Genomic DNA, 24,478 nt, shown 5'->3' with positions numbered 1-24,478 from the left:
TCTCAGCGCCGCGAGCGACCCAGTTCGGCGAGCATCGCGTTGTAGGCGGTCAATTCGTCGTCCTCGGGATAGGCGTCCTGATGCCGATCGCCGCGCGCGGCCACCCGCCGATCCTGGCGCGCCCACTGCGACAGCAGCGCGCCCACCACCAGCAGCACCGGCACCTCACCGGAGATCCAGGCCAGGCTGCCGCCGATCTTCTGATCGGAGAACAGATCATGCATCCAGCCCAATTGCAGCTGCGGATAATAGGTCCCGCCGACGAGGGTCTCCATCGACATCACCGCCACCCCGAAGAACGCGTGGAACGGCATGATCGCGAACAACATTCCCAGCCGCCCCAGATGTGGCAGTCGCCGCGGCCCCGGATCGATGCCGATGATCGCCCAGTAATACAGATATCCGGTGATCAGGAAATGCACATTCATCAGCAGATGCCCCCAATGGAAGCGAATCAGCTGATCGAACAGCGCGGTGAAATACAACCCGTACAGCGAGACCACGAACACGCTCAACGCCACGATCGGATTGGCCAGCACCCGGGTGAACCGCGAATGCATCAGCGATTGCGCCCATTCCCGCGGCCCGGGCGGATTACCGCGCCCCGCCGGCGCGACCGCCCGCAACAGCAGTGTCACGGGCCCGCCCAGCACCAGCAGCACCGGGATGAACATGTTGAGCGCCATATGTCCGCCCATATGCACGCTGAACATGCCGTAGCCGTAGGCGCCGATCCCCGACGACGTCACCAGCAGCAGCGCGACACAACCACTCACCCACGACAGGGTGCGCCAGCGCGACCACTCGTCGCCACGCCGCCACAACCGCAGTGCCCCGGCGATATACGCCGCCGCCGCGAGAATCGCCGCGGTCCCGAGCACCACATCGAAACGCCACAGCGTCAGCAGCCGCCACAGGTTCGGTGGCTGTGGCAGATCGAATCCGAGGAATACCTGCTGGGCGGTGAAGGTCGCCCGCGCGAACGCCGGGGCGGGCTGCACCGCCATGACCGTCGAAATCCCCAGCCATACAACGGCTCCGGCGCTGGCCGCCAGCAATAGCGGATACCGCCGATTCGTCTTCCCCAGCGTCCACACCAGCACCGCGTGCGCGGCCAGGAGCACCGCCGCGCCGACCCCCAGCCAGCCGTACACCCCGCCGAAGGTGGCGGGCGGGGTGAGGATCGCGACCAGAATCGCCGCGGTGGGCGTCATCACCGCCACGGCCAGCCCCACCATGATGCGGTACCGCCGAATCGCAATCGTGCAATCGCCTGGGCGACGGCATCTTTGGGCCATACACCAGCTCAGCCCGGCCAGCGGGGCCAGCGCCAGCGCGAACGGAATCACCGCACCGGTCGCGTAATCGTGATTCGGCCCCTCGCCCGCATTGCCGGTGACCGCGGGCGCGAGCACCGCGATCGCACTGACGGCGGCCAATCCGAACAGGCTGTTCCAGGACATCGCCGTGCGCAGCAGCACGGCGACGAGCGCGACCGCGATCGTCGCCACGATCCACGCCTTCGGTTTCTCGGTCGCGGTGATCAGCGCACCCAGCGCGCCGATCCGCGCCGCCTTGCCGATCCCCAGCCCCGCCGAATCGGCCGCCGACACCGGAATCAGCACCGCGGTGGCCAGCACCCACAGCATCGACGCCCGCTCGGCCAATCGCACCCCGGCATATCCGTCGACATCGACACGGCCCGCGGCGGTGGGCGCGGTGCAGAACAGCGCGTACAGCAATGGGCCGAGGGTGAAACCCCCGGCCAGCGCGGCGATCAGCCGCAGCAACACATACGTCAGCGCCGCGGCGTATCCGGGATAGTCCAGGCCCTGCTGATGGTAGGGCCGCTGCCCGAATTCGGCGGTTCCGGCGATCGCGAGCACGACCGCGACCACCGCGGCGACCGCGAGAACGGCCGCGCCCCACCACCTTCGACGCCCGGAGGTGGCGGGGCCCTCGGTCGCCGGGCTCACCGCCGAAACTCGCGCAGCCGCAGGCTGTTCCACACCACGAAGAACGAGGAGAACGCCATCGCCGCCCCGGCGATCAGCGGATTGAGCAGTCCCGCCACCGCGACCGGAATGGCGGCGACGTTATATCCGAACGCCCACACCATATTTCCGCGAATCGTGCGCAATGTCGCATGCGCCAGCTCGATCGCGTCGGGCACCGCGCCCAGCTCCTCGCGCACCAGAATGATATCGGCCGCCCCGATCGCCACATCGGTGCCGCGCCCGATCGCCAGCCCCAGATCCGCCGCCACCAGCGCGGGCCCGTCGTTGATGCCGTCACCGACCATCGCCACCCGATGCCCCTGCCGCTGCAGCTGCCGAACCACGTCGACCTTGCCCTCGGGCAGCACCTCCGCGATCACCTCATCGATACCGACCTCATCGGCGATCGCCTGCGCGGCCCGGGCATTGTCCCCGGTCAGCAACAACGTCCGCAGCCCCAGCCGCTGCAGCCGAGCGACCGCGTCCGCGGCCGTGGGCCGCACAGTATCGGCCACCGCGATCACCGCGACCACCGCGCCGTCCAAGCAGAAGTACACCGCGGTGCGCCCGTGCCGCTGCTCGCGCACCAGCGCCCGCCGCAACTCCTCGGGCACGCGCACACCCTCGGTCTCGATCAACGCCGGACGTCCGATCAGCGCGGCATACCCGTCGACGACGCCCCGCGCACCCAGCCCGGGCAGCGCCTGGAAGTCGGTGACCTCCGGTAACCGCTCGCGCGGGCTCTCATCCGGCAATTGCGCAGGGAGACGGCCACTCTCGCCCTGGATCAGGGCCGCTCGCCCCTCGGCGGCTTCCCCGAGCGATACCCGCGCACCGACGCCATTCAGCAATTGCGCTCGGGCACCGCCACTCTCGCCCTCTACCAGGGCCGGACTCCCCTCGGCAGCTTGCCCCGGCGATACCTGCGCATCGGTCGCCGTGGGCAGCTGCTCGGCAATGGTCGCGCCCTCGGCCGTCGGTCGCACGGCCTCGCGGCGGGCGTAGGCGGTGATGGCGGCGGCGACCGCATGTTCGGAGGCGGACTCCAAACCGCCTGCCAGCGCGGCGATCTCGGTGGTCGAGCGGTCGGCGGCGGTGTGCACGGCCACCACCGTCATCTCGCCCTCGGTGAGGGTGCCGGTCTTGTCGAATACGACGGTGTCCACGCTGCGGCTGGTTTCCAAGGCCTGCTGGCCCTTGATGAATACGCCCAGTTGCGCGCCCCGCCCGGCGGCCACCATCAACGCCGCCGGGGTCGCCAGTCCCAGCGCGCACGGGCAGGCGATCACCAGCACCGCCAGTCCCGCGCCGACGGCCTTATCGATTCCGGCGCCCGACACCAGCCAGCCGCCCAGCGTCACCGCGGCGATGCCCAGCACCACCGGCACGAACACCCCGGCGATGCGGTCGGCCAGCCGCTGCAGCGCCGCCTTACCCGCCTGGGCCTCCTCGACCAATCGGATCATCGCCGCCAGCCGGGTATCCGCGCCGACCGCGGCGGCCTCCACCACCAGTCGGCCGGTCAGCGAGATCGTGCCGCCGGTCACCGCCATCCCCGGTCCGACCTCCACCGGCACCGACTCACCGGTCATCGCGGAGGCGTCGATACTCGAATGTCCCTGCGTCACCAGGCCGTCGGTGGCCACGGTCTCCCCCGGCCGCACCACGAACCGGCGGCCCTCGGTGAGTTCATCCACCGGAACGGTGATCTCGCTGCCGTCGCCGGACAGCACCGTCACCTCCTTCGCGCCGAGTGCGGCCAGCGCCCGCAGCGCTCCGCCCGCGCGCCGACGCGCCTTGGCCTCGAAGTACCGGCCCGCGAGCACGAATACCGTGACCCCGCCGGCCACCTCGAGATAGATCGAATCCGCGCCCAGGATGGCCGCCCACACCCCGTGCCCGCTGTGATCGGGCGCGGGCCGGGCGAACAGGGTCACCATCGACCACACCGTGGCCGCGGTGATCCCGATCGACACCAGCGTCTCCATGCTGGTCGACCCGCCGCGCAGCCCCGCGATCGCCTTGCGGTGCATCGGCGCGGCCGACCACACCACGATCGGCAGCGCCAACGCCAGCAGAATGCCCTGCCAGCCGGTGATTCTCGTACTCGGCACCGTGGCGAACATGATCGACAGATCCGCCAGCGGGAAGAACAGCAGCAGCGCCACCACCAGGCGGCGGAACAGATCCGCCGCGATCCGGTCCTCGGGACCGGTATCCAGCATCGTCGCGGTGCCCCGCACCGGCGTGGCGCCGAAACCGATCTCGGTCACCTTCTCGCACAACACGTTCGGATCCAGCTGCGGCGGCGCGTCCACGGTGGCCACACCGGTCGCGAAGTTCACGCTGGCGGTCACCCCGTCGAAACGGTTGAGGGTGCGCTCGACCCGCGAGGAGCAGGCGGCACACGACATGCCCGACACCGCCAGCCGGACCCGCACGCGTTCGGCGGCGGGGTCCTCGACGGGGGCAAGAGAATTCGTCATGGGCTCGGATTCCGTGGGTCAGGCCCGCCGGAACAGCGGCGGGGCGGGCGGATTCGTCGTCATCGAAGGTCAGGCGGCGGGGTCGTGCGTGGAGCGCAGATGCCCGGTGCGTCGCCCCGTGCGCGCACCGGGCGGGACGGCCAGCGGGCCCGGTGCGGCGGTGACCTCGGGCGGCTCGCCGGCGCCGCGCCGCTGGATCAACACCAGCACCAGCAGTCCGGCCAGCAGCACCATATGCGATTCGGCGCGGGTGGCGGTCATCTCCCCGCGCCACAGATCATGGGCGACGAATATCGACACCACCGCGGCGAAACTGCCGAACACCGCGATCAGCCCGGTCACCGCTCGCACCGACAGCGCGCCCCACACCATGCCCGCGCCGAGGGCGAAACTCCACGCCGTGCTCTCGTTGAACAGATGCGACCCGATCTCGTGCCCGGCGTGCACACCCACCCCGTGCCCGACCAGCTGCGCCAGGCCCAGCGCACACTGCACCGCGCCGACGCCGAGCAGGATCATCCGCAACGCCGAGGTCGAGGGCCCTCGCCGACGCGGTGTCACGCCCACGAATTCCGCGCGCGCCAGAATCGATTCGGTCAGATCGGGCGTGACCGGTGCGGCGCGCATGCGCAGCGTCCGGGTGGCCGCGATCGCCGAGGCGTACCACTCGGTGCAGGCCCGGCATTCCTCGAGATGCCGATCGACCTGTGCCGAGGGCACCGGTTCGGGTTCGTCGTCGATCCGGGCCGATAACGCTTCCCGGCAGACATCGCAGTTCACGGTGCAGAAGTCGGATGGCGGGCCACCGAAGTTCCCGCACATCTCTGTGGCGTGAAACACCCTACGCCCGGTAGTAGACGAATTCCGAGGCCGGGCTAGGGTGTGCGCCATGACATCGGAGTCCAACGACGAACGGATCACCGCGCTCGCCTTGGCCGCGGGACGCGGGGATCGCCAGGCGTTGGAGGAGTTCATCCGGGCCACTCAATCCGATGTGTGGCGCTTCATCGCCCACCGCGCGAGCCCTGCCCGCGCCGACGACCTCACCCAGGAAACGTATCTACGCGCCCTGGGCAGCCTGCGCCGCTTCGAGGCGCGTGCCTCGGCCCGCGCCTGGTTGCTGTCGATCGCCCGCTACGTCTGCGCCGACGAGATTCGCGCCGCCATGGCCCGCCCCCGCGTCGCCGCCGACGCCGACTGGGAGGCCGCCGCGGACCGCCGCCGCTCCGGAAGCGGCACCGCCGCAATCGAATTCGCCGAACTACGCATCATGCTCGCCGCCCTGCCCGAGGAGCGCCGCGAGGCGCTGGTCCTCACCCAACTCCTGGGCCTGTCCTATGAGGAGGCCGCCCAGGTCTGCGGCTGTCCCGTCGGCACCATCCGCTCCCGCATCGCCCGCGCCCGCGAGGATCTGATCGGCGAGGTGCGCGCGGGCGAGGCCGCGGGGAGCTGAGCCGAACTCCCTTGCGGGAGCGGCCCTTCCCAGCCGGGCATCATTCGAACGGCAGGTCGGTCACCGGCCGGTCCGGAGTGGCCAGGATCGTCGACAACTGCCGTTGGAAGCGGGCGGCATGGGTCGCCAGGTCCGAGGTGTCGAACAGGAGCGGGTTGCCGCCGACGACCAGTCCCATGCCGTCGGGGCGGTCGTAGAAGTAGAAGCCGATGTCCTCCTCCACGCCCGCGGTGACATTGTGGACCGTGGCCGGGGTGTCGGCGAAGCGGAGGCGGAAGTCGAACGGCATGACGTTGGCCAGTGGGCCGTAGGCGCGGTCGAGGTCGAAGGCCGGGCCCAGCTCGCGCCATAGGTCGACCACTCGGTAGCGCAGGTGGGGGGCGCTGTCGCGCAGAAACCGCTCGACCCCGTCGACCGCATCGGAAAACGTGGTGGCCTCGTCGAATTCGGCCCAGTAGTACACGACGTTGATGACCGTGCACGGCACCCGCGCCGCCGGGGTGCCCGCACGGGCCAGTACCGGCAGGCACAGCCGCACCCGGCCCTCGCCGGTCGCGCAATGCACATAGGTGGCCGCCGCCGCGAGCAACGCGGTCGCCGTGCCGCCGCGCGCCCGCAGCCGCGCGAGCAGTTCGGCATCGACTTCGGTTGCGGTCCTTGCCATTCGGGCGGTCATCGGTTGCGTGCGCGGCGCCACGATCGGCGGTGCGGGCCGGTCGCGGTGATAGCGCACCCAATACTCGCGCGCCGCTTCGTATCCGGGCCCGGCACGTTCGGCCTCCTCGTGGGCGAGGACCTCGGCCAGCGAACCGAACCGCGGCGCGGCGGGTTCACCCCCGCCCGCCAGCGCGGTATAGATCTCCGCGACGCGGCGCGCGACCATCGCCAGCCCGTACCCGTCGAGCAGGATGTGGTGCACCCGGTGATACCAGCGCACCCGCCCGGGCCCCAGTCGCAGGATCGCGTGCGTGAACAGCACATCGGTCACCAGATCCACCGCGGTGTCCAGATCCGCGGCCATCCACGCCTCGGCCGCCGCGACCGGATCATCGTGCCCGCTGACATCGACCGTGCGCACCTCCCAGTCGGGCACGCGCCGGCGAAACCGCACTCCATCGGCGGTCGGGCACAGCGCCAGATTCAACACCTCGACCTCGGCGACGGCTTGTCGAATCGACTGTGCCAGTACCGATTCGGAGATCGGACCGTGAAACTCGGCATATTCGGCGACATTGAACATCGCGGTCACCGGTTCGGGCCCGTCCACCTGGTAATGCCAGAACTCGTCCTGCGCCGCGGTCGGCCGCAGCTCATCGGTCGACATGTAACAGCTCCCACCACTCGCGCACCGTGGCGCGCTCGATCAGATCCATGAACCCGACCTGCGCCCCCGCGGCCCGCCATCGCTCAACCAGCGTCAGCACCCGCACCGAATCCAGTCCGGCCGCGAACAGATCCGCCTCCGGATCCAGCTCGTCGGGCCTCAGATACAACTCGTGCGCCACCGCGGCCCGCACGGCCGCGAAGCTCAACACCTCACTCATCTCGCAGTCCCTCATCCGATCCGTCGAATACCAGTGGGCCACAACGGCTCCCGCAGCTCACGTCGCAGGATCTTGCCGCTGGGATTGCGTGGAATCCGCTCCACGAACTCGAATCGGCTCGGAATCTTGTATCCGGCGAGCCGATCGGCGCAGTGCACGAACAACTCTCGTGCCGACACCTCTGATCGCGCGGCCACGAACGCATGCACCCGTTCCCCGAACCGCTCGTCCGGCGCACCCACCACCGCCACATCGGCCACCGCCGGATGTCCGGCGATCGCATTCTCCACCTCGGCGGGATAGATGTTCTCCCCGCCGACGATGATCATGTCCTGCAACCGATCACACAGGAACAGATACCCCTCGGGATCGAGATATCCGGCGTCGCCGGTGCGGATCCAGCCGTCGACGAGCGTGGCCGCGGTCGCCTCCGCGCGCCGCCAGTACTCGACCATATGCCCCGGCGTGCGCAGCCACACCTCCCCGACCCGCCCCGGCCCCACCGCGTCCCCGCGCTCATCGGTGATCCGCACGGCGAAACCCGGATAGGCGCGCCCCGCGGCCTGCAGCCGCGGACTGCCCGGATAGTGCTGATCCGGCGGCAGGCAGACGGCGGTGTTCCCGGTCTCGGTCAGCCCGTAGATCTGCGCGAACTCGCAATCCAGGATCGACATCGCCTGCCCCAGCAGGCTTTCCGAGATCGGCGAACCGCCGTAGACCAGCTTGCGCACACTCGCCAGCGCGGCCCGTTCGGCCCCCGGCTCGGCCAGCATCAACCGCAACATCGACGGCACCACGCAGACCGTGGTGACCCCGCGATCGCGGATCAACCCGATCGCGGTGGCCGGATCGAATCGCGGCATCGCCACCATCGTCGCGCCCGCACCCAACCCCTGTGTGGCCCACCAGATCCCGCCGACGTGGAAGCCCGGAATCCCGATCAGCCCGATATCGCCCGCTCGCCAGTCGATCCAGTTCTCCCCCGCCACCGCCAGCGCCTCGCGCACGGCGAAGAAGCTGCGATGCGCCAGCACCACACCCTTGGGCAGACCCGTGGTGCCGCTGGTGTAGAGCTGCACCACCGGGGTATCGGCATCGATCCGCACCACGGGCGGCTCGGCCGGATATCCGGAATACCAGTCGGCGAACCTCGCGGTATCGACGCAGACAACCCCGTCGAGCCCGTCGAGCCGATCCCGCAGTGGCGCATCGGCGATCAGCATCGCCGCCCCCGAATCGGCCAGAATATGCCCGATCTCCGCTGCGGTGAGCCGGAAGTTGATGGGCACGAACACCATTGCGCTGCGCGCGCAACCCAGCAGCGCGGCGTAGTAGTCCACCGACTCCAACCCCAGATACGCCACCCGCGCCCCCGGCGGCAACCCCGCCACCTGCAGCGCCCGCGCGATCCGATCCGCGGCACAGTCCAATTCGCCGTAGGTCAGCGTGCGATCACCGCACACCACGGCCGGCGCCGCGGCATCGTGCCCGCGCGTCAGCTCGGCGATCGTGCGGCTCATCGGCTCGCCCCCGTATCGACGACCACCAGCCGGATCCGGCCACCGCAGGCGCCGGCGCCGTCGGTGAACCGGAAGCTCGTGGACGCCGCGATGCGCCGCGCACCGGCGGAGGTGGTGTAGGCCTGCGCGTTCTCGAGCACGAATTCCCCGGTGAAGGCCGAGGAGTCGATGGGACGCTCGAATTCGGTCTGCACATCGGCGATGAGGATGTCGGGCAGATACCGGCGGCGGAAATCCTGCGGCGTCCACTCCTCGAACGCCGGGTGCAGGCCGTGCCGCACGACGGTGGCCACGGTCTGATACATCAACTGGTTGAAGCAGATGATCGCCTCGACGGCATTGAGATGTCCGGTGTCATCGATGTAACAAGGTTCGGCGATACCGAAATGCCCTGTGCCGGTGACCGAACGACCTTCCGCGCGCACCGACGCCGCACGCAGATAGCGGCAGTGCGGTTTATAACAGCACTGCACCTCGGCCAAGAACTCCGGATCGACCTCGAAAACGGCAGGAGCAGTGATCATTTCAGCAGCTCCGCATCGTCGTAGACGGTCACCCGCCACGACACCGCGGGCTCGGTGCGGTCGCTGTGCACCGCGCGATGCACCAGGCTCAGGTTGTCCCACAGCAGCAGATCGCCCACCTCGAACCGCTGCAGATGTACGGCCGGATCGTCCAGATCGAGTTGTCCGGTGGCGCCGAGCAATTCGAGCAGCAGCTCGCGCCGGTCGTTCCCGTCGGCGTCGAGCAGGGTCTCGGTGAATCCCTCGCTGACGTACACGATCGGCTCATCGGTATGCGGATGCCGCGCCACCGTGGGGCGGCGCACCGGCGGTGTGCGGGAATCGATCTCGTCGAGAATCTCCCCCACCGGGCGATACACGTCCTCGGGCCGGATCTTGAAACATCGCCGCACGGTATGCACGGCGGAACTGTCCGCGATCGCCGCGCGCAGCTCCGGGGTGAGCCGGGCGTGGGCGGCGGCCAGATCGATGAACAGCGTGCCGCGGTTGACCGTCGGCACCACCCGCGGATAGGTCAGGGTGATATCGAACGGGCGCGGCATGAACTGATAATCCGAATGCCAGAACCGCCCGGTCTTCGGCACGCCGATCTGCCGCCCGTCGGGTTCGGCGGTGGCCGAGACGAATACCTCCGGCACGTCCGGGTGGTGATATCCGGGCTCGTAATACGCCTGCGGAGAGCCGAGGCGCTCCCCGAGCGCGAGAAAGCTCGCCGCATCGTGGTGCTGATCCTTCAACACCACGATCTTGTGACGATAGATCGTCTTCTTCAGCAGTTGCACGTCCTCGTCGGCCCTCGGATCGAAATCCTCCACGATGACGCCCATACCTGCCTGCGGGCTGGTCCTCACAATCGTTTCCTTCGCGCACGGAGAGGCGCCGCGAATGCGACGGCGCCGGTATTGGAAACGGTCGGCCGCCACCCCGCCCGGGTTCCGCCCTGTGACATGACCGACATCCGGGAACCGAGCCGGGGGTCGCGGACGACGTGAGAGAACGTGTGTTTCGTGCGAACCCTGAGCCGCCGCGCGGCCGCGGCCATCCTGTGCGTCGCGGCCGTGGCCGCGCTCGCGGGCTGTGGGCGACCGGTCGAGCCGTCCCGGCCCGATCGGCCCGCCACCGCCGCGCCCACCGGATATCCGCTCACCCTCGACAACTGCGGCCACCGGCTGAGCTTCGCGCGCCCGCCGCAGCGGGTGGTGCTGCTCAACGGCGCGTCGGTGGCCGAGGCGGAAAGCTTCGTGACCCTCGGCCTGACCGACCGCATCGTCGCCAGCAGCCAGCACTACGGGGTATCCGATCAGCCCGGTATGGCCGAGGCGGTCGACGCGATCCCCAGCGCCGGGCTGCGCCGCGACGACAACGGCGAATTCACCCGCGAACAGATCCTCGCCCTGCGCCCGGATCTGGTGATCTCGACCTGGGCGGGCGGTTTCGACGACCGCACCGGACCGATCGGCCGAGAAGCCTTGGCGGCGGTCGGAATTCCGGCCTTCGTCACCCCTTCCAACTGCGCACTCGGCGATCCGAACGCCTCCGAGGCCGACCGCGCCGCGTTGACCACGCAGTCGGTCGCCGCCTCCGACGACCTGCTGCTGACCCTCGGCCGGATCTTCGACGTGCAACAACGCGCCGCCGACTACGTCAACGCCCAGCACGCCCGGATCGCCGTGGCGACCCAGCCCGTCCCCGGCCGACCACGCCCGAATGTACTGCTGGTCTATCCCGGCATGTCGGCGATGAACACCCACGGCCTGCCCGCGGTCTTCGGCGGCGGCATCTACGACGACATCATCACCCGGGCGGGTGGGCGAAACCCCTTCGCGGGCCGCAGTTCCGAGGAACTGGCTCAGATCAACGCCGAGGCCCTGGCGACCGCCCCGGTCGACCTGGTGATCATCGGCCGCTACCGTCCCGACGAGGACGCCGACGCCATGGCCGCCGCCCTGTTCACCCGCTTCCCCGCCTGGTCCGCCGCCCGCACCCACCGCTACCTCACCCTCTCCGACAGCCCCTACCTGGGCCCTCTCAACGCCCTCGCCATCGAAAAGCTCGCCGATGCCCTCACGACCATCCACTGACGGGCCCGCATTCACGCCGACACCCGCACCACTGGAACCGGATTCGGCACTGATCGGATCATCGGCCGATCCCGGTGACGCGTCACCGCCGTCGGCACCGGAGGCTTCGACGACCACGAGGCCAGCGGCACCGCAGGATTCGCTCGTCGCGTCCACGACGGCCGAATCGGACCCGGCCCGCAGGCGGGCGGCGGCTCGGATTCTGAATTCGTCTCCGCCACATCGCGAGTCGATCGCTGCGGAACTGTCCGACGAACACCGACCGTCTTCGCGATCCGTATCAAGGTCGGGGCGTGCTGGACCCGTGAGCAGGGTGATCATACCGGTCGGGCTTGCGGCGGCCCTGTTGGTGGCGATGGTGGTCGCCATCGGGGTTGGGACGGTGGCCGTTTCGCCGGAGACCGTGGTGCGGGTGGTCGCCGATCACCTCCTCGGCGGACGGCACGCCGATCCGCTGGCCGATCAGATCGTCTGGCAGTTTCGCGCGCCGCGGGTGGTACTGGCGGCGCTGGTGGGTGCGGCGCTCGGGCTGGCCGGGGCCTGTCTGCAGACGCTGGTGCGCAATCCGCTGGCCGACCCGTACCTGTTCGGCGTCACCTCCGGCGCCTCGCTCGGCGCGGTGCTGGCGATGACCGGAATCGTCTGGGCCACCGGCACTCTCGGCGTCACCGGCTGTGCCTTCGCCGGGGCGGTGGTCAGTCTGCTGATCGTCTTCGCGCTCGCCCAGCGCGGCGGGCAGGTGCGCGGCTCGGACCTCGTACTCGCCGCGATCGCGGTTTCCTATCTGGGCACCGCCCTTACCAGCTACCTCCAATTACGTGCCCGCCCGGCCGAACTGCGCGGCGTGATGTTCTGGCTACTCGGATCGCTGTCCTCGGCGAACTGGAACAACCTGATCGCCCCGGCCGTCGCCCTCGCCGCGGCCATGCTGATCCTGCCCGCGCGAGCACAGGCGATGAACGCACTGACCCTCGGTGACGACACCGCCGCCGGACTCGGCGTCCACCCGAACCGATTGCGGCTGTTGCTGTTGGGCCTGTCCGCACTCCTGACCGCGACCGCCGTGGCCGTCGCGGGCGGCATCGGCTTCGTCGGCCTGATCATCCCCAACGCCGCCCGCCTGCTCGTCGGCCCCGACCACCGCCGCGGCCTGCCGACCGTCCTCCTGGGTGGCGCCCTGTTCCTGGTCCTGGTCGACCTGGCCAGCCGAACCATCGACCGCCCCAACGAGATCCCGCTCGGCATCATCACCTCGGCCCTCGGCGCCCCGGCCTTCCTCTTCCTCCTACGCCGTCGCCGAGAGGCCATGTCATGAGTGCGTCACGGCATCACCTCCGCCCTCGGCGCCCCGGCCCTCCTCTTCCTCTTGCGCCCTCGCCGGGAGGCCATGTCATGAGTGCGTCATGGAACGACATCGGTGGTGCCGCGCGCGGATGTCCCCATGATCACCGCCCGACTCGGCTTCGGGCCCTGCTCGTCCTGCCATCGGGGGTCGTCCGATGGTGATCGTCGCGTCGCATCACGGTGCCGCAGGCGGATGTCGACATGTTCGCCACCTGACTCGGCCTTCGCGCCCTTGCCGTGCTGCCACCGGGGGTCGTCCCATGGTGATTCACGGCACCACAGTCGGAGCCCGCCGCTGCTCCCACGAAACACGTTGCACGGCACGCACTGTGATGTCCAGCGAGCGCAGGAGGCCGTCATGAGAATCGTCGTAGACGGCCTCGGCGTCGAATTGACCGGCGCCGCTGTGCTCACCGACGTGGATCTGACCATCGAGCCGGGCTCCTTCACCGGCCTGGCCGGACCCAACGGCTCCGGCAAGAGCACCCTGTTGCGTACCCTGTATCGCGCGCTGCGGCCCACGGCGGGCGTGGTGCGGATCGGCCCCGACGACGTATGGCGCACCAGCACCCGGCAAGCGGGCCGCCGCACCGCGGTCGTCGCTCAGGATCACGGCCTCGAACACGGCTTCACGGTGCTGGAAACCGTGGCGATGGGCCGCATCCCGCATCAGGACCGCTTCGGCCGCGAACACGCCCACGACCGCGCCCTGGTCCGCGAGGCCCTCGACCGGGTCGGCTTGTCCTGGGCGGCTCAACGCCGCTTCACCTCCCTGTCCGGCGGTGAACGCCAACGCGTCCTGCTCGCCCGCGCCCTGGCCCAACAGACCCCGGTCCTCCTGCTGGACGAGCTGACCAACCACCTCGACCCCGGAGCCCAACTCGAATTGCTCACCCTCGTCAAGGATCTCGGCCTCACCACCATCGCGGCCCTACACGACCTCGACCACGCCCTGGCCTACTGCGACGCCCTGGTCCTCCTGCAAGGCGGCCGCGTATCGGCAAGCGGCACACCAGAATCGGTGCTGACCCCCGACCGCGTGGCAACAGTTTTCGGAATGCGCAGCGCCATCGTCCGCCACCCCCTCACCGACCGCCCACACCTGGTGACAGCACTGCCCGAGATCGACCGGCCGGACGCGGCGGGATGAAACCTGTGGGCAACACGGCACCTCGGTCGTAGCCGACACGGTCGAATATCGCCGAGACGAGTTTCTCGACCCGAACACCGAACCCACTCACTCGGACACCCCCGTGACCCGAGGACCGAAACGGTGATAGGTGTCGGTGGATCGGAAGGAAAAGCCTTGGCGTATCGAACGTTACGGTGGAGTGTGCGCGACGGTGTCGCGACGGTGACCCTGCACCGCCCCGAGCAGCGCAACGCGTTCATCCGGGAGATGGGTAACGAACTGTCACAGGTGTATCGGCGCTGCGATGCCGACGATGACATCCGCGCGGTCGTGCTGACCGGGACACCGCCCGCCTTCTGCGCGGGCGCCGATCTGGGCGCGGGTGCGGGCACCTTCGACGCACCGGGTGCGGGGTTCAGCGCCGCGGGTATCAAGTTGCCCGCCTGGCGGGTGCGCAAGCCCGTGATCGCGGCGGTCAACGGGCACGCGCTCGGCATCGGGCTCACCCTCGCCCTGCAATGCGATCTCCGCATCATGGCAGCCGATGCCAAATACGGTGTGCTGCAAGTCCGCCGGGGCATGGTCGGCGACGCCTATTCGCATTGGACGCTACCCCGCCTGATCGGGATGTCCCGCGCGGCCTACCTGCTGCTGACCGGAGCGACCGTCGACGGCCATCGCGCCCACGACCTCGGACTGTGCCTGGAGGTGCTGCCCGCCGACCAGGTCCTCGACGCCGCCCTCGCCCTGGCCCACGATATCGCCGACAACACCGCGCCGGTATCGGTCGCCGCGAGCAAACGCATGCTGTGGTCGTCGTTCGAGCACGATGCCGCGCGCATCGGGGAACTGGAGACCGAGGCACATCTGCTGCTGATGGGCGAGCCGGACGCCCGCGAGGGAGTGCGCGCTTATCTGCAACGCCGCACTCCCGAATGGACCGGCCGGGCGAGCGAGCTACCCGACCTCGACCAACCCCGGTGCGAACCTACGAACGATGCAGCGCCACAACCAGATCGGTGACCTGCTCGACCGGCGGGGTGTAGCCCGGAAAGTACGCGCACACCCGCTCGGCCACCGCACCGAACCGCTCCGCGATCTGCGCCGCGCACTGCTCGGGTGTCCCCCGCACCGCGATCGCCGAGATCAGCACCTCGTCGACCAACTCCGTCATCGCCTCGACCGCACCACGTTTGGACAGCTCGTTCAAACGCGGCTGCAGCTCCGCCCGCCCCTCCACCTCGAGCACCGGCAGATACGCCGGGGTCGAACCGTAGAAGGCGATCAGCCGCCGCACCCCCGCATCGGCGTGGGCCCGTTCGGCTTCGGTGCGCCACATCGATACCATCACCTGCGGCACGATCGTGAAATCGCCACCGTCGCGGCCCGCCCGCTCCCAGCCCTCGGCCACCGCGGGCAGGGTGCGCTCGCGAAAGTGGCGGGCGCTGTTGAACGGCATCACCAGCAGCCCGTCCGCGACCTGCGCCGCGGTGCGCACCATCAGCGGGCCCAGCCCGCCCATCAATACCGGCGCCACACCACGCGGATTCGGTCCCGGATCGAAGGTCGGGGGCATGAGAGTGTGGCGGGTGAACTCACCGCAGAAGTTCAACGGCGTCCGATCCTGCCACGCGGTCAGAATCGCCTTCACCGCCGCCACGAATTCACCCATCCGCGCCGCGGGCCGTGACCACGTCGCGCCATAACGGTTTTCGATATGCGGCCGAACCTGCGACCCCAATCCGAGTCGAAACCGCCCGCCGCTCAACAATTGCAGATCATAGGCGGTATGCGCGACATGCAACGGACTGCGCGGAAACGCCACGGCCACATTGGTCATGATGTCCACCGGCACCGCCGGCGCGATAGCCGCCAACGGCACGAACACATCATGGGGCCCCTCGAAGGTGAACACCCCGTCCACCCCCAACCCCGCCAACTCCCGCGCCCGCCCGATCACCCGATCCGGCCGCCCATCCACCTGAATATCAATCCGCATCCGGCACCCAACCTCCTACTCCCACAGAACCATCCCCCACCACCACCAGGCGCGCACCGGGCTCACCCAGTGGGACCGCCCGGCACGTCGGCGGGGTGCGGCGCGCTCCTGCTCGACCGGGCTGGTGCGGCAATGACGGCTCACCACAACGACACCCACGGTCGACGCGAGAAGGTAGGGACCCGATCCGATGGACTGCTGAGGTGATCTCGAACGACCCGGCATGGATGTTGCAATGGCCCACCGGCCTCCCCCGGTCCGTCGTATGGTTCGGAAGGGGCTGGGGTTCAACGATTCCAGTCGGTGGGCCCACGTAAGGTGACGGCACCTCCATTCGAGGGGCGGTGGACTCGGTCCACACACCGCGCCCAGGAAGGAGGTGGTGGGGATGGCGAAGCATCGCTGGGAAAAGAGCAAGGCCCCGGTCGATTACGGCACGATGTTGATAGCAACTGCCGTGATCGCCGGGGCGCTCATCTTGGTCCGCCGAGTCTGGCTGGCTAAGTAACCCGCCAAGGTGGGGCGTTGTATACGGCGGCGTCCCACCGCTCAGCATCACTCACATGACGAGGGTTAGTTTACAGATAGCGCCGCCCATGTGCTATCAGGGGCGTGACCGGGCCGGATCCCAGCGCTCACCCACCTCGTCGCCGCAATGAAGCCAGCTACGGCATCCGGCACTCGTCCAACCCCGATTCCCCCTCGGTTGCGCTCGGTCGCAAGGCTCGCTCAGCGGTCCACGAGCTGGGCAACGGGCCGTTCGATGTCCTGCCGCGACGGCGCGAACCACGTGACATAGAAGGTAGCCACCAGCGCCACAAGCGATCCGATGACCACAACACCGAACGGCAGCGGATGCGTCGCCATGGGGATCGCCAGGAACCGGATGCACAACAACACACCCGCGAACACCCCCGCCCCGAGCGCCACCACCCGCACCCGGCCCCGATCCCACCCCCGATCCGGGTCGCGCAGCACCGATTCCACCGTCAGGCACAGCGCCGCACCGACCACCAGATCGATGCCGTAATGCGCCCCCAGCCCGAGCGTCGCGACGAGTGTGCACACCAGCCAGAACGCCCCGCCCCACCGCAGCCACCACGGCCCGCGCCGCGAATGGATGAACAGCGACAACGCCCACGCCGTATGCAGCGACGGCATGCAGTTGCGCGGGGTGATCGCGTCGAAACGCCACGGCGCCAACGCCGCCGGCGCATCGGGCACCACATTCGGCCACACATCGGCGATCTCGAAGCCATGCCCCCACGACCCGTAGGCCAGCACCGGACCCACCACCGGAAACACCACATAGAACAGCGGTCCGACCAGACCCAGGGTCAGAAACGTCCGCACCAGATAGTGCCGCGGCCACGCCCCACGCGTCACCCCGCGCAACTGCCAGAACGCGACCACGATCGCCGCCACGGGCAGTTCGAAGTACACCCACCGCACCACACCCAGCGCGATCGGTCCGGCCGCGTCCAGCGCCTGACCGACCAGCCAGGACGGATTGCCCAGCGCATGATCGGCGGCCTGCACGTACGGATCGAGGACCGTCGGGCACGCCCAGGCGGTGATGTCGAGCCAGATCTCGCTCACCTTCGTGGCCAGGATGAGCAGCACCCCGAATCCGATGGTGCGCAACGCCGTTCGCCGCCGCTCATTGTCCCAGCGCAGCGCGACGATCACCGCCAGGGCGGTCAGCACGATGGTCGGGCCGTTGCCGACGGTGAATCCGCGACCCTCCAGTGCGCGCACCGCCACGAACATCGCATCGATCCCGACCGCCGCGGCGACCGCGACCATCCGCTCCCGCATCCGCAATCCGGCCAGCGCCAGCCCGAACCCCGCCCACGGGGTGGTCGCCGATTTCGGCGTCCCGCCGAAGTCGCGCACCAGACTGGTCAGGGGTCCGAGCGCACCGATCTGCGCGGCCATCAATTCCCCGCCGACCAGCGCGATCACCGCGGCCACCCCGGCGCCCCACAACAGTACCGGTCGCCATCGACGCCCGCCGAGCCCGTCACCTCTCGGCTCGATCGCCGAAGTCGAGCCCCCTTGCACGTCGTCCACAAGCATTGGGACATCGTAAACACGAGGTGAACTCGGGCCGACCACCGAACGATCTTTCTCGATCCCGGACATCGGGACCCGGACGTGTGCGGGACCGCTCGAACGGGCACAACTGGTATGTCGACCGGTCCCGTAGGTGGCGGCGGCGGAAGGGATTTCGCATGGACAAGGCCGATCTGCAGGCTCTGTTCTCCCTCGAGGGGCGCACCGCGATCGTGACCGGCGGCACCCGCGGCATCGGATTCGCCCTCGCCGAGGGGCTGGCGCTGGCCGGAGCCGATATCGTCGTGGCCAGCCGCAAGGCCGAGGCGTGCGCGCGGGCGGCCGAGCGGCTGCAGGAGTCGGGCGCGACGGCCCTCGGGGTGCCAACACATCTGGGCGACCGCGACGCGATCGCGGCACTGGTCGACACCACCGTCGACCGGTTCGGCGGCATCGACATCATCATCAACAATGCCGCCACCGCCCTGACCCAGCCCCTGGGCGAGCTCACCCCCGAGGCATGGGACAAATCGTTCTCGGTGAATCTGACCGGCCCCGTATTCCTGATCCAGCACGCACTTCCCTACCTGCGCACCAGCACTCACGCGGCGATCCTGAACATCGTCTCCGTAGGCGCCTTCTCCTTCAGCGCCGGAACCGCGATGTACTCCGCCGGCAAGGCCGCCATGGTCTCGTTCACCCGCTCGATGGCCGCCGAATTCGCCCCCGCCGGAATCCGAGTCAACGCCCTCGCCCCCGGCGCCGTCGACACCGATATGGTCCGCAACAATCCCCCCGAATTCATCGACCACCTCCGCGACAACGCCCTACTGCGCCGCATCGCGAACCCCACCGAAATGGTCGGCCCCGCCCTGTTGCTGGTCTCCGACGCCGGCAGCTTCATCACCGGCCAAACCCTCATCGCCGACGGCGGCCTGATACCCCGCTAGCAGATCACAAGGCCGAAACCTGTTCGGTCACAGCCATTTCCAGCCTCATCACTGTGGCCGGTGATCATCCGCATGACGTTCAACCATCGCCCACCCCAACAGAAGTCGGCCCGGTTCACCACCATCGCCGACCATCTGGTCGACAACCCGGCCTGCACCGCGACGACATCCTGATGGCAATCATGGAGACCGCCGCCGAAACTGATGGACCACCGCCCGCACGATCGATCCGGAAATCGGCTTCGACACCCGCATGACCCCCGGACGCCGTCCGCGCGGGCACCATACGCTGAGCGACGGAACATCATCGGCGTCGCTGCAAGGCGCGGCGCAGCGGTACTGCTGTCACGCCCACGAATATCCCGAAAACGGTCAGCTGGATCAGACCACCTTTGTTGCCGACAAGCCAACCGGGGTCGTCGTGGTAGTACTGCCAGTCGCTGATCCAGTTCCCGATCAGATCCAGGGCCGTCACCACCGCGGCGAGGATCGGCGCCGCCGGACGCCGTAATACGAGCAACACGAGGACAGCGGCGTCAATGACGACCAGCGCAATGAAGAACACCCGAAAGGGTTGCGGCGCATAGCGATATGCATCAAGCCCGGACACGATGAGATCGTGGAGGTGGTTCCAGACACCCCCCACCGCGAAGACGATCGCGTACACCGCCAGCGTCACGAATACCCAGGTCCGCATCGGCCGCTCTCCTCACAGCCGCAACGGGATTCGCGACTTCTGCTCAGTAGTTTCCCTCTTTCCGCCAGGGTCATGAGCGTCGGCGAGGTGGCTGTCGGTTCTCAGCTGATCTGTCGTAGTCAGGGGTCCTGATCTGGGTTCGCGATCTTGATGTTCCTGTTCGTCGGTCATCGCTTCCCATGTGAAGTGGCGGATTCCGGGAAGTTCGGGAGATCTCGAGTCGGCGCCGTTGACATCATCCAGTGTTCAGTAGTCGCGGAAGGTTTCGATCTGCGCGCCGAGTCGCTCGAGACGTTCTGCGAGTTGTTCGTATCCGCGGTTGATCGCGTAGACGTTGCGTAGGACCGAGGTGCCCTTGGCGGCGAGCATCGCCAGCAGAATGACCACTGCCGGTCGGAGTGCGGGTGGGCATATGACTTCCGTCGCGGACCAGTGAGTGGGGCCTTCGACGTAGACCCGGTGCGGGTCGAGCAGGGTGATGGATGCGCCGAGTTTGGTGAGTTCGGTGAGGTAGATCGCGCGGTTTTCGTAGACCCAGTCATGGACGAGTGTTTTGCCTTCGGCCGTCGCTGCGATGAGCGCGAAGAAGGGGAGGTTATCGATGTTGAGCCCCGGGAAAGGCATAGGGTGCACCTTGTCTCGTGGCGCGCGCAGTTGGGACGGATGCACCGTGACATCAATCAATCGTGTGTGCCCGTTCGCGGCGGAATACTCGCTCGACAGGTCGAAGCGCAGCCGCATCTGTTCCAGCAGGGCAAGTTCGACCTCCATGAATTCGATTGGCACCCGGCATATTTCGAGCGTCGATCCGGTGGCGATGCCGGCGGTGATCAGGCTCATCGCTTCGATCGGATCTTCGGAGGGTGCGTAGTCGACGTCGACGTCGATGTGCGTCCGGCCGTGGACGGTGAGAATGGTGGAGCCGATCCCGTCGATGCGGACGCCGAGTTTGTGCAGGAAAAAACAGAGATCCTGGACCATGTAATTGGAACTGGCGTTGCGGATGACGGTCACCCCGTCCCGTCGGGCTGCGGCCATCAACGCGTTCTCGGTCACGGTGTCGCCGCGCTCGACGAGCACGATCGGCATCGTCGGGGTGCGACGCTGGTCGGCTCGGATGTGATAGCTGCCGTCGGTCGCGTCGATGTCGATCCCGAACGGGCGCAGCGCCGACAGGTGCGGCTCGACTGTGCGGGTGCCCAGGGCGCATCCGCCGGCGTAGGGCAGCTCGAAGAGGTCGTAATCGTGGATGAGCGGACCGAGGAACATGATGATGCTGCGGGTGCGGCGTGCGGCTGCGCGGTTCATCGATTCCAGGTCCAGCGTGGGTGGCGGAATGATCTCGAGATCACCGCCCTCACCCAGCCATTCGACACCGGCACCGATACTGCGCAGCACCTCGACGAGCCGGTTGACCTCTTCGATGCGCGCGACCTGTCGCAGGACGGTGCGGCCGGAGTTCAGCAGCGCCGCGCACAGCAGGGAGACGCTGGCGTTCTTGCTTGTGTTGACCGTGATCGACCCTGACAGGGGTTGCCCACCAACGATCCGCAAATGGGTTGGGCCGCTCGTCTGTCCGACCGAGACGAGCTCAGTGTCCAGCGCCCGGCCGACCCGTGCGAGCATCTCCAAACTGACGTTCTGATGGCCGCGCTCGATCCGGTTGACGGCACTCTGCGACGTGCCCAGCGCGGACGCAAGTTGCGTCTGCGTCCACCCCCTGGACTTGCGGGACTCGCGCACGAGCCGTCCGATCTGCTCGAGCTGATCAGCCTGCGTGGTAGTCGCAATCATCGCAGAAAAATATCATATGTGGTCTTCATGCCCGCATCGGATGGCGTGAAATGGGGCCATTAATCTCATATGAGAGATGTTTTGGTGCTTCTGCGCCCCGTCGGATAGCTAACGCGCCGATCGTTGGTGGGGCGGTTGAGTTCTCGGTGCATGTCGACCCAGTGCTCGAGCATGTAGCCTTCGGCTCCGATCGTGGCCGCGAAGGATTTCGACTGACCCAGGTACGACGAGAACAACCGCGCCGACCCCGCGATCTCCCCGGCGACCTGCGGAAACGACCGCCAACGCATCCGTCGCCGGTCGCCGGACACGGTCACGAACTCCACCTCGAACCAGGGATCGCCCAAGACAGTCGAATCGCCTTGGGGCTCAGAAACATTCAGCACCGGGCTATCTTCGCCACTTCAGGCGGGAACTCGCCACCGATCCGCCACTTCGGGTGGGAGCCGACAGTGGCCGACGGGTGTTGCCCTCCCCACAAGCCATCCCTAATAGTGACAGCAGATGCTGTCGTCACTGTGCTATGGTCACCTGACGACAGCATCTGCTGTCACTGCTCGGATCGCAATCAGGAGATCGCCATGCGCACCCTGCGTTTCCACCAGACCGGTGAACCCCTCGATGTCCTGCAGATCGAGGAGGCCGACCCGCCGCAACCGGCACCGGGCCAGATCCGGGTCGCCGTCGAGGTCTGCACGCTCAATCCCGCCGATTTGTTCCTGTGCAGGGGTCTCTACCCCGGCGACCTGCCCCGCGGGATCGGGCTCGAGGTCGCCGGAACCGTCGACGCCGTCGGCGAGGGCGTGACCGGTGTTCGGATCGGGGACGCGGTGTTCGGACCCGCTCCGTTCGCCGGACCGACCGCGGGCGCCTCCGACCATGCGGTGCTCGACATCTGGTTTCCCCGGCCGCCCGCCCTCGAACCGACCGCCGCCGTCGCACTGCCCATGGCCGTGGAGACCGCCCAGCTCGGCCTGGACCTGCTCGGAATCACCCCCGACACAACCCTTCTCGTCAGCGGAGGCGGTGCCACCACCGGCTTCGCCGCCGTGCAGCTCGCCCGCAGGACCGGCGCGCGGGTGATCACCACCGCGGGCCCCACTCATGCCGAGGCCCTGCGTGCCACCGGCGCCGAGGTCACCTCCTACGGCGAGGGCATGGCCGACCGCGTACGCGAGCTGGCAGACGGACCCGTCGACCTCGTCTTCGACGTCGCACCGCCCAACGACGCCACCATCCCCGAACTCCTCCGCACGGTCACCGACCCCAAACACGTCCTGACCATCAGCAACCTCACCTCCGCCCGCGAGCTCGGCGCCCGCGACGCGTTCACCGAGGGACCTATCACCCACCGCTACGAGGTCATCGGAGAGTGCGCCCAGCTCGCCGCCGAAGGCCGCTTCAGCATCCCCGTCGCCCGGATCCTCCCCCTCGCCGACTGGCGCACGGCCGTCGAACTCAGCCAATCACAGCGCCCCGGAGGCAAACTCGTCCTCCGGATCGGCCCGCCCGCCGAGCCCCGCTGAGTACGGACCTCGTCATGAATGACAGTGTGCCACTGCGGGACTCGGGTCAGGCGTGGGCTCGGGACATGTCCCAGGGGGACTGTGGGAGTACCTCGCCGGTTTCGAGGAGGGATTTGAGGTTGGCCAGGACGGCGGGCCAGCCGTCCGAGATGCCTTGGTACATCTCCTGATTGGGCAGGTTCTCGTGGGTGACGGTGAGGCGGACGATGTCGTGGTGGGGTTCGACGAGGAAGGTGACGATCGAGGGGGCGCGCGGGGGTTCGACGTGCGGGGAATCCTCGAAGGTGATGACCAGGCGGGTCGGCGGGTCGGATTCGAGGACCTTGCCGACGACGTCGATGGCGCCCGAGCCGTCGGCGCGGCGATGCTCCCAGGGCGAACCCGGTTGCCAATCCGAGACATTGGCGTGGCCCCAGTACCGCGCGGTCAGATCCGCATCGGTCAATGCCCGCCAGACCTGTTCGGCGCTGGCGCGAATGTAGGTGACGTAGACGTAGTTCGGTATCGCGGTGCTCATGGCTGACTCCTCTGCTCGATATCTGATGACGCCGAGGGCGTCCAGGCGGGGCTGGTCGAATTCCGAGATCCAGCGCAGTTCGATGTCATGGATCGGTGCCGGGTTGATGTAGTGCACCCGTTCTCGCCCACGTCGCAGCACGGTGACGAGTCCGGCTCGCTCGAGGATGTCCAGATGCTGCGTAAGCGACTGGCGGGCCATCTCCACGCGCTCGCACAACTCGCGCAGCGTCTGGCCGTTGTGTTCGCGCAAGCGGTCGAGCACCAGCCGCCGGGTGGGGTCGGCCAAGGCCTTGAAGATCGCGTCCATGTCCGGATGCACTCGTCAATTATGCAGGCATTTACCTGCATAAGTCAACGGGCAAACGCGAGCGCCCCGAGCCGTGGATCGGCTCGGGGCGCTCGGAAGGGTCGGAGATCAGCTCACGAACGGCAGATATCCCGGGTAGACGAAATGGCTGGGGCCGCCGCCGGGCTGCCCCCAGCCCACGACCGCCGGGAAGTTGAACGGCAGCCGCTTCAGCTCGTGCGGGTTACCGTCCCGATCGGCCTGCCAGCACCGCATGATCACGCCATGGAACGCGGTGCAGGCGATCCGCGTGCTCGTCCCGTAGGGCGAGGTGATGCGGTAGCTGGAATCGAGCGGATTCCAGTACCCGGGATCGGTGGGCGTGAGGAAGCCGTGGGCATCGAATACCTCGACCGGGCTGTTCGGCTGCTGCACGGGCCACTCGTCGGCGGCCGCGGTACCGGCGCCGGCCACCAGGACCGTGGCCGTCGCCACCGCCGCGGCCACCCCGAGGGTCACTCGTCGCAAAGTCTTCGCTGTCTTGAACAACTGACACCACCTCTGTCGATCG

21 protein-coding genes are annotated in these 24,478 nt (G+C 68.3%); 7 read left to right on the top strand and 14 right to left on the bottom strand.

Annotation, left to right across the window (positions count from 1 at the left end):
* Positions 1-2: 2 nt before the first annotated feature.
* From ACIA76_RS26690 to ACIA76_RS26680, 3 genes are all read right to left on the bottom strand, one after another.
* Positions 3-1,976 (bottom strand): cytochrome c oxidase assembly protein, encoded by a 1,974-nt coding sequence (locus ACIA76_RS26690; RefSeq protein WP_397155265.1) that lies wholly within the window; start codon positions 1,974-1,976, stop codon positions 3-5.
* Positions 1,973-4,483 (bottom strand): heavy metal translocating P-type ATPase, encoded by a 2,511-nt coding sequence (locus tag ACIA76_RS26685; protein ID WP_397155263.1) that lies wholly within the window; start codon positions 4,481-4,483, stop codon positions 1,973-1,975. The genes ACIA76_RS26690 and ACIA76_RS26685 overlap by 4 nt, the downstream gene beginning before the upstream one ends.
* Positions 4,484-4,552: 69 nt before the next feature.
* Positions 4,553-5,323, bottom strand: a complete 771-nt coding sequence (locus ACIA76_RS26680; RefSeq protein ID WP_397155261.1) for a zf-HC2 domain-containing protein — start codon at positions 5,321-5,323, stop codon at positions 4,553-4,555.
* A 49-nt stretch (positions 5,324-5,372) separates the two neighbouring features.
* Between ACIA76_RS26680 and ACIA76_RS26675 the strand changes: the two genes are divergently transcribed.
* Complete coding sequence (locus ACIA76_RS26675) at positions 5,373-5,936, top strand: sigma-70 family RNA polymerase sigma factor (RefSeq protein ID WP_397155259.1); 564 nt, start codon at positions 5,373-5,375, stop codon at positions 5,934-5,936.
* 40 nt (positions 5,937-5,976) lie between these two features.
* Here ACIA76_RS26675 and ACIA76_RS26670 read toward each other — a convergent pair whose 3' ends face one another.
* The 5 genes from ACIA76_RS26670 to ACIA76_RS26650 are packed head-to-tail and all read right to left on the bottom strand — an operon-like array spanning position 5,977 to position 10,375.
* Positions 5,977-7,260, bottom strand: a complete 1,284-nt coding sequence (locus ACIA76_RS26670) for a condensation domain-containing protein (RefSeq protein WP_397155258.1) — start codon at positions 7,258-7,260, stop codon at positions 5,977-5,979.
* Positions 7,247-7,480: a phosphopantetheine-binding protein gene (locus ACIA76_RS26665; RefSeq protein WP_397155256.1), complete on the bottom strand. Its 234-nt coding sequence runs from the start codon at positions 7,478-7,480 to the stop codon at positions 7,247-7,249. Before ACIA76_RS26665 ends, ACIA76_RS26670 begins: the two co-directional genes overlap by 14 nt.
* Positions 7,481-7,491: 11 nt before the next feature.
* Positions 7,492-9,000 (bottom strand): long-chain-fatty-acid--CoA ligase, encoded by a 1,509-nt coding sequence (locus ACIA76_RS26660; RefSeq protein WP_397155254.1) that lies wholly within the window; start codon positions 8,998-9,000, stop codon positions 7,492-7,494.
* A complete protein-coding gene (locus ACIA76_RS26655) occupies positions 8,997-9,524 on the bottom strand; it encodes an FcoT family thioesterase (RefSeq protein ID WP_397155252.1) in 528 nt (175 codons plus the stop codon). Before ACIA76_RS26655 ends, ACIA76_RS26660 begins: the two co-directional genes overlap by 4 nt.
* Positions 9,521-10,375: a TauD/TfdA dioxygenase family protein gene (locus ACIA76_RS26650; protein WP_397155250.1), complete on the bottom strand. Its 855-nt coding sequence runs from the start codon at positions 10,373-10,375 to the stop codon at positions 9,521-9,523. The genes ACIA76_RS26655 and ACIA76_RS26650 overlap by 4 nt, the downstream gene beginning before the upstream one ends.
* 156 nt (positions 10,376-10,531) lie before the next feature.
* Here ACIA76_RS26650 and ACIA76_RS26645 point away from each other — a divergent pair, with 156 nt between their 5' ends.
* From ACIA76_RS26645 to ACIA76_RS26630, 4 genes are all read left to right on the top strand, one after another.
* On the top strand, positions 10,532-11,605 hold the full coding sequence (locus ACIA76_RS26645; protein ID WP_397155248.1) for an ABC transporter substrate-binding protein: 1,074 nt from the start codon (positions 10,532-10,534) through the stop codon (positions 11,603-11,605).
* A gap of 304 nt (positions 11,606-11,909) precedes the next feature.
* A complete protein-coding gene (locus ACIA76_RS26640) occupies positions 11,910-12,920 on the top strand; it encodes a FecCD family ABC transporter permease (protein ID WP_397155246.1) in 1,011 nt (336 codons plus the stop codon).
* Positions 12,921-13,307: 387 nt separating this feature from the next.
* Positions 13,308-14,099, top strand: a complete 792-nt coding sequence (locus ACIA76_RS26635; protein WP_397155245.1) for an ABC transporter ATP-binding protein — start codon at positions 13,308-13,310, stop codon at positions 14,097-14,099.
* 156 nt (positions 14,100-14,255) lie between these two features.
* Positions 14,256-15,104 carry an enoyl-CoA hydratase-related protein gene (locus ACIA76_RS26630; RefSeq protein ID WP_397155243.1) on the top strand — a complete coding sequence of 283 codons (849 nt, stop codon included), beginning with the start codon at positions 14,256-14,258 and terminating at the stop codon, positions 15,102-15,104.
* On the opposite strand, the gene ACIA76_RS26625 is transcribed toward ACIA76_RS26630, so the two are convergent.
* Both ACIA76_RS26625 and ACIA76_RS26620 read right to left on the bottom strand, forming a co-directional pair.
* Positions 15,070-16,080, bottom strand: coding sequence for a TIGR03617 family F420-dependent LLM class oxidoreductase (locus tag ACIA76_RS26625; RefSeq protein ID WP_397155241.1), 1,011 nt, complete (start codon positions 16,078-16,080; stop codon positions 15,070-15,072). The two genes, ACIA76_RS26630 and ACIA76_RS26625, sit on opposite strands and share 35 nt — an antisense overlap.
* A gap of 729 nt (positions 16,081-16,809) precedes the next feature.
* Positions 16,810-18,159, bottom strand: a complete 1,350-nt coding sequence (locus ACIA76_RS26620; protein ID WP_397155239.1) for a DUF5933 domain-containing protein — start codon at positions 18,157-18,159, stop codon at positions 16,810-16,812.
* A gap of 155 nt (positions 18,160-18,314) precedes the next feature.
* Between ACIA76_RS26620 and ACIA76_RS26615 the strand changes: the two genes are divergently transcribed.
* The gene (locus ACIA76_RS26615; protein WP_397155237.1) at positions 18,315-19,085 is read left to right on the top strand and encodes an SDR family NAD(P)-dependent oxidoreductase; all 771 of its coding nucleotides are present in this window, start codon (positions 18,315-18,317) and stop codon (positions 19,083-19,085) included.
* Between the two features lie 304 nt (positions 19,086-19,389).
* Here ACIA76_RS26615 and ACIA76_RS26610 read toward each other — a convergent pair whose 3' ends face one another.
* Together ACIA76_RS26610 and ACIA76_RS26605 are read right to left on the bottom strand one after the other, a co-directional pair.
* The gene (locus tag ACIA76_RS26610) at positions 19,390-19,782 is read right to left on the bottom strand and encodes a hypothetical protein (protein ID WP_397155235.1); all 393 of its coding nucleotides are present in this window, start codon (positions 19,780-19,782) and stop codon (positions 19,390-19,392) included.
* A gap of 246 nt (positions 19,783-20,028) precedes the next feature.
* Positions 20,029-21,576: a helix-turn-helix domain-containing protein gene (locus tag ACIA76_RS26605; protein ID WP_397155233.1), complete on the bottom strand. Its 1,548-nt coding sequence runs from the start codon at positions 21,574-21,576 to the stop codon at positions 20,029-20,031.
* 581 nt (positions 21,577-22,157) lie between these two features.
* On the opposite strand from ACIA76_RS26605, the gene ACIA76_RS26600 reads away from it, so the two are divergent.
* Positions 22,158-23,102 (top strand): NADP-dependent oxidoreductase, encoded by a 945-nt coding sequence (locus ACIA76_RS26600; protein ID WP_397155231.1) that lies wholly within the window; start codon positions 22,158-22,160, stop codon positions 23,100-23,102.
* 46 nt (positions 23,103-23,148) lie between these two features.
* Here ACIA76_RS26600 and ACIA76_RS26595 read toward each other — a convergent pair whose 3' ends face one another.
* Together ACIA76_RS26595 and ACIA76_RS26590 are read right to left on the bottom strand one after the other, a co-directional pair.
* The gene (locus ACIA76_RS26595; RefSeq protein ID WP_397155657.1) at positions 23,149-23,928 is read right to left on the bottom strand and encodes an ArsR/SmtB family transcription factor; all 780 of its coding nucleotides are present in this window, start codon (positions 23,926-23,928) and stop codon (positions 23,149-23,151) included.
* A gap of 108 nt (positions 23,929-24,036) precedes the next feature.
* Entirely contained in the window at positions 24,037-24,456 is a 420-nt protein-coding gene (locus ACIA76_RS26590) for a hypothetical protein (protein WP_397155230.1), read from the bottom strand.
* Positions 24,457-24,478: the final 22 nt, after the last annotated feature.

The sequence above is a fragment of the Nocardia sp. NPDC051570 genome (assembly GCF_044454005.1).
Lineage (GTDB): Bacteria > Actinomycetota > Actinomycetes > Mycobacteriales > Mycobacteriaceae > Nocardia.
Note: the sequence above shows the minus strand (reverse complement) of the source record. Positions and strands in the feature narration are given on the sequence as shown.

Bases quoted from the DNA above. Each gene is read 5' to 3' on its own strand.
- ACIA76_RS26655 (WP_397155252.1), bottom strand. From the start codon at position 9,524: ATGATCACTGCTCCTGCCGTTTTCGAGGTCGATCCGGAGTTCTTGGCC.
- ACIA76_RS26615 (WP_397155237.1), top strand. From the start codon at position 18,315: ATGGACAAGGCCGATCTGCAGGCTCTGTTCTCCCTCGAGGGGCGCACC.
- ACIA76_RS26670 (WP_397155258.1), bottom strand. From the start codon at position 7,260: ATGTCGACCGATGAGCTGCGGCCGACCGCGGCGCAGGACGAGTTCTGG.
- ACIA76_RS26610 (WP_397155235.1), bottom strand. From the start codon at position 19,782: ATGCGGACCTGGGTATTCGTGACGCTGGCGGTGTACGCGATCGTCTTC.
- ACIA76_RS26685 (WP_397155263.1), bottom strand. From the start codon at position 4,483: ATGACGAATTCTCTTGCCCCCGTCGAGGACCCCGCCGCCGAACGCGTG.
- ACIA76_RS26595 (WP_397155657.1), bottom strand. From the start codon at position 23,928: ATGGACGCGATCTTCAAGGCCTTGGCCGACCCCACCCGGCGGCTGGTG.
- ACIA76_RS26620 (WP_397155239.1), bottom strand. From the start codon at position 18,159: ATGCTTGTGGACGACGTGCAAGGGGGCTCGACTTCGGCGATCGAGCCG.
- ACIA76_RS26675 (WP_397155259.1), top strand. From the start codon at position 5,373: ATGACATCGGAGTCCAACGACGAACGGATCACCGCGCTCGCCTTGGCC.
- ACIA76_RS26605 (WP_397155233.1), bottom strand. From the start codon at position 21,576: ATGATTGCGACTACCACGCAGGCTGATCAGCTCGAGCAGATCGGACGG.
- ACIA76_RS26600 (WP_397155231.1), top strand. From the start codon at position 22,158: ATGCGCACCCTGCGTTTCCACCAGACCGGTGAACCCCTCGATGTCCTG.
- ACIA76_RS26635 (WP_397155245.1), top strand. From the start codon at position 13,308: ATGAGAATCGTCGTAGACGGCCTCGGCGTCGAATTGACCGGCGCCGCT.
- ACIA76_RS26625 (WP_397155241.1), bottom strand. From the start codon at position 16,080: ATGCGGATTGATATTCAGGTGGATGGGCGGCCGGATCGGGTGATCGGG.
- ACIA76_RS26660 (WP_397155254.1), bottom strand. From the start codon at position 9,000: ATGAGCCGCACGATCGCCGAGCTGACGCGCGGGCACGATGCCGCGGCG.
- ACIA76_RS26665 (WP_397155256.1), bottom strand. From the start codon at position 7,480: ATGAGTGAGGTGTTGAGCTTCGCGGCCGTGCGGGCCGCGGTGGCGCAC.